The sequence below is a fragment of the Pseudoalteromonas sp. TB41 genome, assembly GCF_000497975.1.
Lineage (GTDB): Bacteria > Pseudomonadota > Gammaproteobacteria > Enterobacterales > Alteromonadaceae > Pseudoalteromonas > Pseudoalteromonas tetraodonis.
The window spans coordinates 1-15,440 of sequence record NZ_AUTH01000034.1 but is presented as its reverse complement, the minus strand read 5'-3'; the positions used below and the strand labels follow the sequence as shown (position 1 = coordinate 15,440).

Sequence of the window (15,440 nt, the reverse complement as noted above, 5' to 3'; positions counted from 1 at the left end):
TAGGGGCTGTTGATCTTTGTAGTACATATATCAATCAGCCCACATTGGTAGCCACATCATAGTAAATGCTAAAGCGAGCATTGAATGATAATTTCGTTCAAGCTTTTCATACCGCGTGGCTATCCCTCTATATTGCTTAATACGGCCAAATGCATTCTCAACCAAGTGCCGATATTTATACATGCACCAGTCAATATCTTCATTGCCTACTAAACTGTTGCCCTTACGTGGAATAACGGGTGTAGCGTTATTATCACGAACAAACGCTCTCAGTTTTTCACTGTCGTAGCCTTTATCTGCGACAACCATATTACTTGTTGGGCAATTAGCTACGAGTGACTCTGCATGGACGATATCATGCGTATTTCCACAGGATAATTCATAATAAACAGGCAACCCTCCGCTATCGACTGCAAGATGAATTTTCGTAGAATTTCCACCTCGGCTCTTTCCAATTGATTCATTGTCAGCAGTTCTTGCACCGCAACTATGTTGATGAGCCCTGACAATACTGCCATCAATGAAGACCCAATCCATGTCCGCATCACGAGATAATGCGCGAAACAGTTCATTCAAAATCCCTTTTTTGGACCATAAATTAAACCGTCTGTAGATAGCACTCCAACGGCCAAAATCAGAAGGTAAATCTCGCCATGGAATACCTGTGCGCATCTTATACAGTATGCCTTCGAGCGTTTTTCTATGGTCGGGCTTATTATAAATTCGACCACTTAAGTACATTACTTTTGATAAGACATTCCATGTCCCGTCTGTTAGCATTAATCTTGGCATGTAGGTTCGGTGTAAAGTTTTCTGGCGAATTCAATTATACCTTATCTTCATGCTGTTTGTTTTTCATACCACAAAGATCAACACGCCCTAGTAACATCACGCAACGAAAGCAAAATCAAGAATCGTTGCATTTAGCGTCATTAGTTTACAACAACAGCAGTGAAGGCATGGCAATCACGGATGAAAATGGGGTTATTTATGATGTGAATCCTGCGTTTTGTGAAACAACTTTGTATTCTCGAAAAGAAGTACTCAATCAAACTATTGGTATTTTATCATCGGGTAAACACGATAAAGAGTTTTATGATTACATGTGGCAGTCAATAAATAAAACTGGCCGCTGGCAAGGTGAAATAACCAATCGTCGTAAAAATGGCGAGCTGTATGTTGAATGGTTAACCATCGATACTATTTACGATAAAAATAAAGCCCCGACTAGTCGTATTGCTATTTTTACCGACCTAACCGAGAAAAAACAAGCAGATGAATTAATTTGGCGACAAGCGCACTTTGATCATTTAACCGACTTGCCTAATCGATTAGAACTAAAAGAGCGCTTAAACCTACGATTCGCAAACCTTACCAATGCAGATCAAAAACTGGTCATTATGCTATTAGATATTGATCATTTTAAAGATATTAACGACACATTGGGCCACCATTACGGCGATAGATTACTTAAGTTAGTATCTGAGCGAATTGTGCAAACGGCCAAAGAGGCTGACTTTGTAGCACGAATTGGCGGAGACGAGTTTGTTGTTGTATTTAGTGATTTACATGGCAGCGATAATATAAAGCAAATGGCAAAATCACTTTTGCTTAGCCTTGCCTCCACTATTTTTATTGAAGATGAAAAAGTGTATATCAGTGCCAGTATTGGTATTGCCTGCGCGCCAGATGATGGCCAAAATCCAGAGCAATTACTTAAAGCCGCTGACCAAGCTATGTATAAAGCAAAAAATAGCGGTCGCAATGGCTTTGAATTTTTCTCACATGATATGCGTGAAGATGCAAACGCAAGAATGCAACTACTCAAAGAGCTTCGCTCAGCTATAGAGCTAGAACAATTTGAGTTATATTATCAGCCTATTGTATCCCTTAATGATTTACACGTTCATAAAGCTGAGGGACTTATTCGTTGGCAACACCCAGAAAAAGGCCTGATCAGCCCTGCTGACTTTATTCCTCTTGCTGAAGAAACCAGACAAATAAATGCGCTGGGTCAATTTGTATTTGCTGAGGCACTACAAACACTTAATGATATTAAAAAACACATTCAAGATGAATTTCAAATAAGCATTAACGTTTCACCAGTGCAATTGGCAACCGTCGATAGCGGCATAGACGAATGGTACGATATGCTAGCAACGGCAAATATACCAGCCTCAGCGATTGTGGCCGAAATTACTGAAGGCTTAATGGTTAACCCTGAAGAACTTACCCAAAGTCGTTTGAAAGCCTTGGTTAAGTCAGGGATGCAATTGGCCCTTGATGACTTTGGCACCGGTTATTCATCGCTTGCTTACTTGCAAGAAATGGATACCGACTACCTAAAAATAGATAAACGCTTTGTTGATAATATTCAAAAAGGCAGTCAAGAGCTGGCTTTGTGTGAAGCAATTATCATGATGGCTCATCAGCTTGGTTTAAAAGTGATTGCCGAAGGCATAGAAACAAAATTACAAATGGATTTATTACTTGAGGCCGGTTGTGATTATGGCCAAGGCTATTTGTTTTCAAAGCCGCTGCACAAAGCCTCGTTTATGCAGCTGATAACAACAAATCAAGTAATTAGTTTGAAATAAAAGTCATTTAGCCCTAATACTGGTTATTTTGCGTCGAGGTGGTCTGCTACATACGCACCTCGCTGCCCTCTTTTTTTATCTGGTCCAATGGTGCTGTCTTGAGCGGTTTGCTGCTCTAACGCAGCATTGATTGTGGCTCCCAAAATAATGATATAAGCGCTAATAAATAGCCACATAAGCATAATAACCACTCCACCTAAAGAGCCATATGTTTCGTTGTAACTAGCAAAATGAGATACATAAAATGAAAAGCCAAAAGATGCCACAATCCATAATACGGTGGCGGTGAATGAGCCCACGGTAACCCAGCGCCATTTAGCTGCTTTTCTGTGAGGCGCATAACGGTATAAAATTAATAATGCAAAGTTAAAGGTCAATGCCAGCAACGGCCATGATATAAGCATGATTAAAAAATCAATACTCTCTTTAATTCCGAGTAAATTAAGCGCTAGCGGTAATATACCTATAATTACCAGTGCTATTACAGCCACCACAATTGCACCCACTGAAAATAACAAACGCACAAGTTGCGCCTTTAAGAATGAGCGTTTTTCGTATTCGTGATAACTAATATTACATGCTGTGATCAACGCTTGGCTGCCCTTAGAGCTACTCCAGATAGTTAACAGTAAAGTACCCAGCGCACTAAGGCTTAAACTAGTTTGTGACTTTTGCGCAAGACTTGAAACTTGAGATAAAATAATTTCTTGAGTGCTTTGTGGTAATAACGCCATAAACTGACTTAAATACACACTAATATCGTTCGGTGAAGCAAAATAAGCATACACAGACACCAACGCCGCAATGGCAGGAAAAATAGCAAGAAGTGCATAAAAGGCCACGCCTGCTGCCACCAAGGATAAATTATCACGGCTCATTTGTTTTATAATTCGCTTTGCAATATCCCACCAGCCACGCAGAGGGATATGGTTAGGCTGCTTGGCTCTTTGGCCACGCTTAAAGTCACTCATAGTTAACTCCCTTTTTCTAATTAAGTAGCAAAATGTTTGCCAAACAAATACTGCTTGGTATTAAACTTGCTGCTATTGTATAACACAGACCCTAATTACTTCGACCTAACACGGATGACCTTTATGCTCAGTGCTTTAATTGCAACACTCGCTAATAACACATCAATTCCAGCAATCGACACCGTTAAGCCAAACTCTATTTCCTGGAGCTTTTTAAAAGATCAAAGCGTGCAATTACTACACACATTCATGCAATTACTGCCCACTTTATTATTAGGGATTGTTATTTTGGTGATTAGTTATTTAATTGCCACACCATTATCACGCTTGTTAATAAAGCCTGTTACTTACATGACCAAGAGTAAATTAGTACATCTAGTTGCTAGGCGAGGTATTAGCACCTTAATTATTTTACTCGGGTTTTATCTATTTTTACGCTTGGCAGGACTCACCGAATTCGCGGTCGCAATTATGAGTGGCACCGGATTAATTGGGCTTATTTTAGGCTTTGCCTTTCGGGATATTGCTGAGAACTTTATTGCCAGTTTACTTTTAAGTGTACAGCGTCCATTTAAAATAGATGATGTAATAGAAGTTGATGGCAGAATTGGTATTGTTAAAAAAGTAACTGCAAGAGCAACCACTTTAGTTGACTACGATGGCAATCATATTCAAATACCCAATGCGACTGTGTATAAAAATACCATTAAAAACTTAACCGCTAATCCAAAGATGCGCGGTCATTTCTCAATTGGTATTGGCTACGATAATGACATTCGCGACGCACAAAGTTTGGCAATTAGCATAATATCGCAGCAAAACTCTGTGCTTAGCGATCCACCTCCTCAAGTATTGGTTGATAACTTAGGCTCCGCCACTATTAACTTTACCGTTTACTTTTGGGTCAATGGCGAACAATACAGCATGGTAAAAGTAGCCTCACAGCTTATGCGAGAGTTAATCAATAGTTTTACGCAACATAATATAAGCATGCCTGACAATGCCAGAGAGCGTATATTGCTCAATAGCCAAGGTGAAGATATTTATCCCATAGCAAGCGAAGCTAAAACAGAGACAACAGAAGAAATTAACGAGCAATCACATATTCAAAAACATAAAACCACAGAGCATGAACACAGTATTGATGATGTAAGTAGTGATACGGATGATATTCGCGAGCAAGCCGATGAATCACGCGATCCGGAGCAGGGAAAAAATATTATATAGAGAGGTTCGAGGTTCGAGGTTCGAGGTTCGAGGTTCGAGGTTCGAGGTTCGAGGTTCGAGGTTCGAGGTTCGAGGTTCGAGGTTCGAGAAATTTAAAAGCTTTGCGGTTAACATTACAAGGTTTTTTATGCCTGAAGGCGATAGTTAGTCTCGCGTCGAGTTTAGGTTTTAAGCCCGCAACCTGACAGCTTATTCCAAACACAAAAAAGCCCGCAGCGTTAACTGCGGGCTTTTTTATTGAATGAGTGAGTTAGCCGGTAAGCCGGGTTCTGTCCTTTCCGAAGAAAGTGATAATCATTCGTCTAGGCCATAAATCGCTCTATGGCTCAAGCAACCTACCCGGTTCCAACGTGGGCCACGCCATAAGGAACCCTATTTGGTCTTGCTCCGAGTGGAGTTTACCTTGCAACCGACTATTACTAGCGGCCCGGTGCGCTCTTACCGCACCCTTTCACCCTTACCAATCCGAAGATTGGCGGTCTTCTCTCTGCTGCACTTGTCGTGGGCTCACGCCCCCCAGCCGTTAACTGGCACTCTGCCCTGTGGAGCCCGGACTTTCCTCCCCCTGCGCATTTTCGTTGCAGGCAGCGATTATCTTGGCTAACTCGGCGCGCAGTATACATGAGAGCACCACACTACGCAGTAAACATTTACTGTTTTTCTTCAATAATTGTTTTATAAAGCGCGTTTTTCTTCATACCGAAGTAATCGGCTACTACACCACAGGCTTTTTTCATTGGCATTTCGTTTTCGAGTAACGCTAACATTTTACGAGCTTCTGGTGGAATATCGTCAACTACCTTAGGTTTACCCGGCAGCATGAGTACTATTTCACCGCGCTGTTTAGTAGGATCGTCAGTTAAAAACTGCTTTAACTCAGTCACTGTGCCATTAAAAAAGGTTTCAAATGTTTTAGTGAGCTCTTTGGCAAATACCACTTGCTGCTCACTACCTAGCGCTGCTTCTAAATCGTCTAAGCTTGCCATAATACGGTGGGTACTTTCATACATAATGCTGGTGATGCTTGAGTTAACTGCATCAATAAAAAAGTCTTGGCGCGCTTTACTTTTAGCGGGCGTAAAGCCAACAAACTGAAAACGGTCGGTTGGCAGCCCTGAACAACATACCGCCGTAATAGCAGCGCATGCACCAGGTACAGGTGTGACAAGTGCGCCCTGCTCACGGCATAAATTAACAACGGCATAACCAGGATCGCTTATAAGCGGCGTGCCGGCATCGGATACTAATGCAATATTTAACCCTTGATTAAGTTGGTCGATAATTTGCTGCGCTTTTTGCTTTTCATTATGGTCATGTAACGCAAAGGTTTTAGCCTTAATACCAAAGTGGCTGAGTAGCTTGCCAGTATGGCGAGTGTCTTCAGCAGCGATTAAGTCAACCTGCGATAATGTCGCGATTGCACGCTGACTTAAGTCGTCATAATTGCCGATTGGGGTGGCAACAACGTAAAGAGTGCCAATTTTCTGTGAATTCTCCTCATTTAACATTGAGGTCTCCTGCGTCAGTCAGTAATATAAGCAAATCGCGTTAACGTATGGGAAATCATTGTGCGACTTAAACTAGTTAGTCTATTAATTATATTGTCAGGGTTATCGGCGTGTAGCACAACCGAAAAACCAACTAAAACCAGCGATAACTTAAATAGCAGTGCCAATACGCTGAAAAATGAAGCACTGAACGCGCAATCGATTTATCAATTAGCGCAAAACCGTTTTGGTGCAGATAAAATTCAACTGCTTTATAGTGCCCGTGATAGCGCCATTACTGAAGAAAACTGGCCGCTACTCGAAACAATATGTAGCGAACTTGCACTTACTGCCAGTGTTGATCAAATTCAAAACCGTTTATATATTGCCTTTGCACAAAAAGAGCAGAATAAAAACCAGCAAGCACTTGAAGTTTTAAACTCACTTGAGGGACAACTCAAGCAACCCGAACATTTTGCCTGGCACCAATTTTTAACTGCCAGCATTTTTGCTTCTCAAAACTTGCCAAAACGTGCTGCACCCTATTTTTTTGCGGCGTCAGAATCTGCAACTAAAAACACTATTTCAATTCCTCAGCTTAGTGATGCACTTTGGAAAAATTTAAAGCAACTCTCATCTTACGCATTAGAACGATTTAACCGTGGTTCTGTGATCCAACAAGGTTGGGTTAACTTAGCTTTGTATCATCAAGTTTACGCCAACAGCTCGGTTGATTTAGACCAAGCCATTAATAATTGGCGCCGCCGTTACCTGGGGCATCCTGGTAACAATGTACTGCCAAAACAAGAAACGTATGCTAATGAATTAGCGCCAATTAATATTGAGCGTTTGGTTGTTTTACTACCTCAGTCAGGTGCTAATAAGCGCCTTGGGGATGCCTTAAAAGCCGGTATATTGGCAGCGCTTGATAAAAAAGAGATCAACGAAACACTGTTTATAGATGAAAACACTGAAACAGAAGCGTTGAGCACACAAATTTCTCAGTTACAGCCTGACTTTGTTATTGGCCCACTATTAAAAGCCAATATAGATAAGCTCGCTAATACCAATACATTACTCGATATACCCACCTTACATTTAAATACCTTTGATGGCGAAAGAACCTCGCTGCAACATTACTTTTTTGCGCTTAATCCTGAACATGAAGTACAGCAAACGCTAGAGCACTTTTTAGCACAGGGTTATCAAAAGCCGATGTTGCTAGCGCCAAATAATACCAATGGCCAGCGCTTAGTTGACTACTTTAATCTGCAGTGGCAACGCTATAGTGAAACAACCACGCAAGTTGGTTTTTATAACGATAACAAAGATATGCCCAATACGATTACTAGCTTGTTAGAAGTTGATAAGTCAAAAGAGCGCATTAAATCTGTTAAAGCACTTTTTAATAAAGAAGTTGAAAGCGAAACACGCTCACGTGGAGATATTGATGCCATTTACATACTCGGCGACGCCATTGAAACCCGATTAATTAAGCCTTACCTTGATGTTAATGTGAGTACCTTTGCCGATAGAATTCCTATTTACGCCAGCTCTAAAAGCCACAGTAAGCAAATAGATACCACTGACAAAGGTGATTTAGACGGACTCTACTTTACTGAACTGCCTTGGATGTTAGACTCACAAATTAAGCAACATAATCTGCGTCAGCAATACAATGATTTATGGCCTGAACAAGCCGATATAAGCCAACGTTTATTTGCGATGGCTTATGATTCCGTCACCATGCTTAACGATATTAGACAATTGAGTGTTACACCCGATAAATACTTTTCAGGGTTGAGCGGTAAATTGTCGATTAATAGTGCCGGTGATATTGAACGTTCACTGCAATGGGCTCATTACAGCAACCGTCGAATAAAACCGGTGGAGTTAAAAACACAACGCCCTGTACCGCTATTTATGCAATCAGCTAATGATGGCATAACCATAATTAACTAAGGGGTCGACATGTCGTGGTTTAAACAGCTGTGGCAAAATAGTCGTGAAAAAGGCCAGTATTATGAGCGCCAAGCGCAAAAGTATTTAGAAGCACAAGGCTTAAAAGCGATTGAGCGTAATTACTACTGCCCCTATGGCGAACTTGATGTCATTATGAAAGACGGTGACACCTTAGTGTTTGTTGAGGTTAAGTTTCGTAAAAATAATATAAAAGGCGGCGCTAATTATGCTTTAAGCCCGCAAAAGCAAGCAAAATTAAGACGAGCTATTTATCATTACCTCGCGGCTAAAAATTTAAAAAATCAGCCATTACGTATTGATTATGTTGCTATAACAGGCGAGCCATCACTACACATAAACTGGCTAAAAAACGTATTTTAATACCGAGCACATACAAATGAGTGAGCAATTATTACAACAGCTAAATGCATAATGCGTAGTTAAAAATTAACAAGCTGCTTCTAAAAATAATCATCCTTAATAAAGCGGGTGTGAGCTCACACAGAATTAGATATTAATTGTTGGTAATCCATGCAAGACACAATAAAAGAAATTTTTAAAGAAAGTATTCAAGTTCAAATTGCAGCAGGTGAAGTACTTCCTAGCGCATTGGAATCAGCGGCATTCACCATTGCACAAAGCCTGATCAATGGTAATAAACTGATATGTTGCGGCACAGCAAATTGCCATATGCTGGCACAACACATGGCTGGCGTATTAGTAAACTTTTACGAAACAGAGCGCCCTTGCTTACCTGCAATCGCCCTTTCGCAAGAAAATATTAACCTAGGTCAAGGCCATCAAATAGATGACCACGATACCTTTGCACGCCAAGTACGTGCCTTTGCTCAGCAAGGTGATTTGCTCCTTGCATTAGCAATTAATGGCAATGAAAAACATATAATTTCTGCAGTAGAAGCGGCACTAACCAAAGATATGAAGGTCATAGTAATGGTAGGTGATGATGGCGGCGAACTCGTTGGCTTACTTGGGCACAACGATGTAGAAATACGTACACCGTCTAAACGCCCTAGTCGCATTATTGAATCGCATTTAGTTAACCTTCACTGTTTAAGTGAATTGGTAGATTTAACTCTTTTCCCGCAGGATGAAAATTATGTTTAAACGCTCCCTGATTATTTTAGGCACCGTTGTGTTATTACAAGGTTGTGCTGCTGCTGTAGTGGCCGGCACAGCCAGTGCTGTTACTGCAGCAAACGATAGACGAACCATTGGCTCGCAAATAGACGACAACAACATTGAAATAAAAGCCAGCATTGCTATTAGTGAAGATGAACGTCTTAATAAGTTTGCTCATATCAGCGTTATAAGCGTTAATGGCGTGGTTTTAATGGTAGGGCAAGTTCCTAACCAAGAAATGAAAAACCAAGCGTTTAAAACCATTGAGAACCTATCTGGCATTCGTAAAATTCACAACCAACTACGCATTGGCTCTAATATTGGTATCACCACGCAAACTCACGACTCATGGTTAACCTCAAAAGTAAAAGCGCAGCTTTTAGCGGCTGAAAACATCAGCAGTAATAATATAAAAGTAGTGACTGAAAATGCCGAAGTATACTTAATGGGGCTAGTATCTGACGCTGAAGCAAACCAAGCCGTTAATATTGCCCGTAATATCTCTGGCGTAGAGCGTGTTATTAAAGTGTTTGAGTATTTGTAAAGAATAAGGTTCGAGGTTCGAGGTTCGAGGTTCGAGGTTCGAGGTTCGAGGTTCGAGAAATTTAAAAACCTTGCGGTTAACATCGCAAGGTTTTTTTATATCTGTAGGCGAGAGTTTACCTCGCGCATTATCACTAATAAACGCAGAATCAATCCGCTGCTACATCATCCAAGCTTAACCCGCTTCTCGCAGCCTTAGCCGCTGCCCGTCGCCCGTCGCCCGTCGCCCGTGAACTTTAAACCAAATCTGCGCGGCATAAAGCCCCGCCTACAAAACCATTTTGAACCACAGAGTACACTGAGGCGCTTCGCGCTACACAGAGAAAAAAAGCAAATAAAACATGTATTTAATCATTTTCTCTGTGTGCTCTGCACCCTCTGTGATAAATAGAATCACTAAAAATCCGCTGCTACACCAGTCAATCTTAACCCGCTTCTCGCAGCCCGTCGCCCGTCGCCCGTCGCCCGTGAACTTAAATCAAACTTGCACGGCGTAAGCCCCACTTAAAAAACATTTTTACCACAGAGAACACCGAGGCGCTTCGCGCTACACAGAGAAGACAGGACAAATAAAACATTTCTTTAATCATTTCCTCTGTGTGCTCTGCCCCCTCTGTGGTGAATAAAATCTCTTTAAGATCTTTTTGCACAAAGAGAAGTGAATGAGGAGTAAATGAGAAAACAATAACCATGAGCCCGAGTGATTAATTGTTTTTTTCACTAGATCTAAAAGCGCAGCGCCTCTTACCTCTTTGTGAATAAATTTATTACCTAAAGCCACCTGCGCGGCATAAAGCCACGCCTACAAAACATTTCTTACCACAGAGTACACAGAGACGCTTCGCGCTACACAGAGAAGACAGGACAAATAAAACATGCCTTTAATCATTTTCTCTGTGTGCTCTGCCCCCTCTGTGGTGAATAAAATCTCTTTAAAATCTTTTTACACAAAGAGAAGTGAATGAGGAGTAAATGAGAACACAACAACCATTAGCCCGAGTGATTAATTGTTTTTTCACTAGATCTAAAAGCACAGCGCCTCTTACCTCTTTGTGAATAAATTTATTACCTAAAGCCACCTGCGCGGCATAAAGCCCCGCCTACAAAACATTTCTTACCACAGAGAACACCGAGGTGCTTCGCGCTACACAGAGAAGACAAAGCAAATAAAACATGTTTTTAATCATTTTCTCTGTGTGCTCTGCACCCTCTGTGGTAAATAGAATCTCTTCAAGATCTTTTTGCACAAAGAGAAGTGAATGAGCAGTAAATGAGAAAACAACAACCATTAGCCCAACTAATTAATTCGAGTCTCTAGGCCCGTTGCTCGCTTCTCGCAGCTCGTCGCTCGTGAGCCTTTTTAACCTTTAACCTAATATTTTCATACAGGTATAAAAAAACCGCTTATTAAGCGGTTTTTATCTAACATTTACGGGTTATTTTATAACGCGTAAATGTGAGCCTTTTTTCTTTTCAGGCTTAGGATCAGGTGTTTCATCAACTAGTTCAGGTGATGAATCGACACTTTCAAGCTCTGGAGCAAAATCGTCTTCGTCCTCTAAAAACTCATCTGCAGTAAAGACTGTGCCTTCGCCATTTTCACGTGCATATATTGCAAGTACAGCCCCTAAAGGCACGTACACTTGCATCGGCTGGCCGCCAAAGCGCGCGTTAAAGCTAAGCTGAGTATTATCTAACGAAAACTGCGTAACCGCCGAAGGGCTTATGTTCAATACAATTTGGCCATCTTGAACAAACTGTGTTGGCACTTGCACTGCAGGAAAGTCAGCATTAACCACTAAGTGTGGCGTGCATTCGTTATCAACAATCCAATCAAAAAAAGCGCGAAGTAAATAAGGACGGTTAGAAGTCATTATAAACGGATCTCACGCTCTGCTTCAGTTAAAGAAGCTTGGAATGATTCACGTTCAAATAAACGGATCATATACTCTTTAAGTTCTTTAGAGCCTGCACCATTTAGCTCAATACCAAACTCAGGTAAACGCCATAATAGTGGAGCTAAGTAACAATCAACCAAGCTAAACTCTTCACTCATAAAGTAAGGCGCTTCACTAAAGATCGGTGCTATTGCAAGTAATGCTTCTGTCAGCTCTTTACGCGCTTGCGCCGCATCAGACGTGTTGTTAATGATTTTTTCAGCTAGGCTGTACCAATCAGTATCAATACGGTGCATCATTAAACGACTACGACCACGCATGACCGGGTATACAGGCATTAGTGGAGGATGAGGAAAACGTTCATCAAGGTATTCCATGATGATGTTTGCCTGATATAAACCAAGCTCACGGTCAATCAGTGTTGGCACTGTGCCGTAAGGGTTAATTTCGTGAAGTGCTTCTGGCAGATTATCCTTTTCAGCCATATGAATATCTACACTTACACCTTTTTCAGCAAGTACAATGCGTACTTGGTGGCTATACATACAGTTAGCACCAGAAAAAAGGGTCATTACAGGGCGCTTATTGGCAGCTACGGCCATGCCTACCTCCATTAAATAACTAAAACAGCAATAGGGGCTTAAGCCCCTATTGCAAAATTACCTTTAAATATGTTCAAACTTAATGAACATCTCTCCAGTATTCTTTCTTCAGCATAAATGCCAAGATAAATAGAATCACTAAGAATCCAAGTACCTTAATACCTAGCGCTTCCGATTCGAGACGTGTAGGTTCACCTACATACTCTAGGAAATTCGTTAAATCACGAACTGCTTGGTCATATTCATCTACACTTAATTCGCCCGTACCATCTGTTTCTGTACCAGTAATATGAGTGGTTGTTTTACCATTTACTGTTACTTCTTCAGTAATTGCAGTAGGAACACCTTGCAACTCTTGAAGAACATGTGGCATACCCACCGATGGGAATAACGTATTATTTACGCCAAACGGACGAGATTCATCTTTGTAAAACGATTTTAAATAGGTATAAATCCAATCACTGCCACGCACACGCGCAACATTTGTTAGATCCGGCGGAGCCGCACCAAACCATTTTGCAGCATCTTCTTTCTTCATTGCATTATTGATATGACTACCTACTTTTGAACCATCAAAAATAAGTTGCTCTTGACCAATCTCTGTTGGAATACCAATATCGCGGAAAGTACGTTCATAACGTTGATACTGCATTTGGTGACAACCAAGACAGTAGTTCATGAACAACTTTGCGCCACGTTGCAAAGAAGGTTGATCAGATATATCGTTACCCGCTTCCATTAGAGGAACTGACGGGCCTGCCGCCATTGCTGGTAATACGTTTACTGATAAAGCGAATAAACCAATAAGTAGCTTTTTCATCATTTCGTTAACCTCTCAGGCAATGGCTTAATTTTTTCATTCTTACTGTAAACAAATAACAGTACGAAGAACATAAAGTAAGTCACAGTACAGATTTGCGAAACAAGTGTTTTAAAGTCAGTTTGAGGTGTAGCACCAACCCAACCTAAAAGAACGAAAGTAACTACAAAGCCTGCAATGTTCCATTTGTGGAAACCACAACGGTAACGAACTGAACGAACCGAACCACGGTCAATCCAAGGCAATAATGCTAGCACGACAATAGATGCACCCATTGCTGCAACACCCATTAGCTTGTCTGGAATCGCACGTAAGATTGCATAAAACGGCGTAAAGTACCAAACAGGGAAAATATGCTCTGGTGTTTTAAGTGGGTTAGCTGCTTCGAAGTTTGGCGCTTCTAAGAAGAAACCACCCATAGCAGGCATAAAGAACACAACCCAACAGAACAAGATTAAGAAACCAACCACACCCACAATATCTTTTACTGTGTAATAAGGGTGGAACGGTATCGCATCAATGATGTCTTTTTTATCAGTGTAGTATTCATGGAACTTAAATTTAGGCTTATCTTCTTCAGCCACAGTTCCTTTTTTACGTTTGTTATCAATACCGTCTGGGTTGTTTGAACCCACTTCGTGTAGTGCAACAATGTGTAAAAATACTAAGATAACAATAACCAATGGCAGTGCAATTACATGTAATGCAAAGAAGCGGTTGAGCGTTGCACCTGAAATTACATAGTCACCACGGATCCACAGTGTTAAATCATCACCAATAACCGGGATAGCCCCGAATAATGAAATGATTACCTGTGCACCCCAGAACGACATTTGGCCCCATGGTAATAAGTAACCCATGAATGCTTCAGCCATTAGGGCTAAGAAAATGAACATACCGAATAACCACAGTAATTCACGTGGTTTTTGGTAAGAACCGTAGATCATGCCACGGAACATGTGCATATAAACAACGATGAAAAACGCAGATGCACCCGTTGAATGCAAATAACGTAATAACCAACCGTACTCTACATCACGCATGATGTATTCTACTGATGCGAATGCACCTTCAGCAGATGGTACATAGTTCATCGTTAACCAAATACCTGTAAGTATTTGGTTTACCAGTACTAACATAGCTAGAGAGCCGAAGAAGTACCAGAAGTTAAAGTTTTTTGGTGCTGGATACTGTGCAATGTGCATGTTCCAAACACGTGTCATTGGGATACGGTCGTCTATCCACTCAACAATTTTACCAAACATTAGGCCACCCCTTGTTCTTCGCCCACTAAAATAGTGGTCTCATCAAGAAAAGTATATGGTGGAATTTCTAAATTTAATGGTGCAGGTACCGATTGGAATACACGGCCAGCCATATCAAACTTAGAACCGTGACATGGACAGTAAAAACCGTCATCAGTCCCTTCCACTTTCTCACCAAAGCCACCTTGTAAAAAGCTAGGTGAACAACCCAAATGCGTACAAATACCTACAGCGACAAAAATCTCTGGGCGTAATGAACGGAAATCATTGGTTGATGATTCTAATTGTTGTGGCTCTTGCGATTGCGGATCACGAAGTTGACCTTCATGTTCTTTCATCTGCTCAAGCATTTTTGGGGTCCGTGATACAACCCATACAGGTTTACCACGCCACTCGACACGTATTAATTGTCCTGGCTCAAGTTTGCTGATATCTACTTCTACAGGCGCACCCGCAGATTTAGCTCGCTCACTTGGATTCCAAGACGCAATAAAAGGAACAGCAGCCCCAGCCGCACCAACACCACCAACAACAGAGGTAGCTATGGTTAAAAAGCGACGTCGGCCATTGTCTACAGGCGCATTGCTCATCCACTTATCTCCACTATGATTCTCAACACTTGCTATATTGAGAACATCAGTTACAGCAGGTTAATTTTTCGAATTTTAAAAGAGAAACGATCATAATTAAAACCCTTGTTTAAAACAAGGTTATTCACAGCCTCCTGCTCGAATAATCCTGACTTGCTCAAATAGTTGATTAAGTTAGCTCGAGTATGAAACCAAATGACTATAGTATCGCTTCCGTAAAAACAATTTGTAAACAAGTACAATCTCACCAACTAAGTACAGTAACCACTGAATTTGGCGACATTAAACTCATTCACTTTATTTGCCCGCCAATTGTAGCAAAAAAATTCACCAATTAA

General features: G+C 41.1%; 13 protein-coding genes, 1 other RNA gene and 1 pseudogene. 6 read left to right on the top strand and 9 right to left on the bottom strand.

Annotated elements, in window-relative coordinates; translation table 11 throughout:
* Window positions 1–30: 30 nt before the first annotated feature.
* Entirely contained in the window at window positions 31–792 is a 762-nt protein-coding gene (locus tag L641_RS0105360) for an IS5 family transposase (protein ID WP_024600859.1), read from the bottom strand.
* Between the two features lie 92 nt (window positions 793–884).
* Here L641_RS0105360 and L641_RS0105355 point away from each other — a divergent pair.
* Window positions 885–2,597: pseudogene (locus L641_RS0105355) on the top strand (EAL domain-containing protein); the annotation flags it as partial.
* A 23-nt stretch (window positions 2,598–2,620) separates the two neighbouring features.
* Here L641_RS0105355 and L641_RS0105350 read toward each other — a convergent pair.
* The gene (locus tag L641_RS0105350) at window positions 2,621–3,568 is read right to left on the bottom strand and encodes a YihY/virulence factor BrkB family protein (protein ID WP_024601337.1); all 948 of its coding nucleotides are present in this window, start codon (window positions 3,566–3,568) and stop codon (window positions 2,621–2,623) included.
* A gap of 123 nt (window positions 3,569–3,691) precedes the next feature.
* Between L641_RS0105350 and L641_RS0105345 the strand changes: the two genes are divergently transcribed.
* Window positions 3,692–4,795, top strand: coding sequence for a mechanosensitive ion channel family protein (locus L641_RS0105345; RefSeq protein WP_024601336.1), 1,104 nt, complete (start codon window positions 3,692–3,694; stop codon window positions 4,793–4,795).
* Window positions 4,796–5,037: 242 nt separating this feature from the next.
* Here the strand turns inward: L641_RS0105345 and rnpB are convergent.
* Both rnpB and rsmI read right to left on the bottom strand, forming a co-directional pair.
* Window positions 5,038–5,403, bottom strand: an RNA gene (gene rnpB, locus L641_RS22605) — RNase P RNA component class A.
* 42 nt (window positions 5,404–5,445) lie between these two features.
* Window positions 5,446–6,303, bottom strand: a complete 858-nt coding sequence (rsmI, locus tag L641_RS0105340; protein ID WP_024601335.1) for a 16S rRNA (cytidine(1402)-2'-O)-methyltransferase — start codon at window positions 6,301–6,303, stop codon at window positions 5,446–5,448.
* Between the two features lie 60 nt (window positions 6,304–6,363).
* On the opposite strand from rsmI, the gene L641_RS0105335 reads away from it, so the two are divergent.
* From L641_RS0105335 to dolP, 4 genes are all read left to right on the top strand, one after another.
* Complete coding sequence (locus L641_RS0105335; RefSeq protein ID WP_024601334.1) at window positions 6,364–8,244, top strand: penicillin-binding protein activator; 1,881 nt, start codon at window positions 6,364–6,366, stop codon at window positions 8,242–8,244.
* Between the two features lie 9 nt (window positions 8,245–8,253).
* Complete coding sequence (locus L641_RS0105330; RefSeq protein ID WP_013464045.1) at window positions 8,254–8,625, top strand: YraN family protein; 372 nt, start codon at window positions 8,254–8,256, stop codon at window positions 8,623–8,625.
* Between the two features lie 150 nt (window positions 8,626–8,775).
* Complete coding sequence (locus L641_RS0105325) at window positions 8,776–9,369, top strand: SIS domain-containing protein (protein WP_013464044.1); 594 nt, start codon at window positions 8,776–8,778, stop codon at window positions 9,367–9,369.
* Complete coding sequence (gene dolP / locus L641_RS0105320) at window positions 9,362–9,928, top strand: division/outer membrane stress-associated lipid-binding lipoprotein (protein ID WP_013464043.1); 567 nt, start codon at window positions 9,362–9,364, stop codon at window positions 9,926–9,928. Before L641_RS0105325 ends, dolP begins: the two co-directional genes overlap by 8 nt.
* Before the next feature lie 1,435 nt (window positions 9,929–11,363).
* On the opposite strand, the gene L641_RS0105315 is transcribed toward dolP, so the two are convergent.
* The 5 genes from L641_RS0105315 to petA form a co-directional block, all read right to left on the bottom strand.
* Window positions 11,364–11,801, bottom strand: a complete 438-nt coding sequence (locus tag L641_RS0105315) for a ClpXP protease specificity-enhancing factor (protein ID WP_024601333.1) — start codon at window positions 11,799–11,801, stop codon at window positions 11,364–11,366.
* Window positions 11,801–12,427 (bottom strand): stringent starvation protein SspA, encoded by a 627-nt coding sequence (gene sspA, locus L641_RS0105310; protein WP_008110861.1) that lies wholly within the window; start codon window positions 12,425–12,427, stop codon window positions 11,801–11,803. The genes L641_RS0105315 and sspA overlap by 1 nt, the downstream gene beginning before the upstream one ends.
* A gap of 79 nt (window positions 12,428–12,506) precedes the next feature.
* Window positions 12,507–13,250: a cytochrome c1 gene (locus L641_RS0105305; protein ID WP_008110862.1), complete on the bottom strand. Its 744-nt coding sequence runs from the start codon at window positions 13,248–13,250 to the stop codon at window positions 12,507–12,509.
* The gene (locus L641_RS0105300) at window positions 13,247–14,512 is read right to left on the bottom strand and encodes a cytochrome b N-terminal domain-containing protein (RefSeq protein WP_024601332.1); all 1,266 of its coding nucleotides are present in this window, start codon (window positions 14,510–14,512) and stop codon (window positions 13,247–13,249) included. The genes L641_RS0105305 and L641_RS0105300 overlap by 4 nt, the downstream gene beginning before the upstream one ends.
* Complete coding sequence (petA, locus tag L641_RS0105295; RefSeq protein ID WP_010390661.1) at window positions 14,512–15,102, bottom strand: ubiquinol-cytochrome c reductase iron-sulfur subunit; 591 nt, start codon at window positions 15,100–15,102, stop codon at window positions 14,512–14,514. The genes L641_RS0105300 and petA overlap by 1 nt, the downstream gene beginning before the upstream one ends.
* Window positions 15,103–15,440 lie beyond the last annotated feature (338 nt).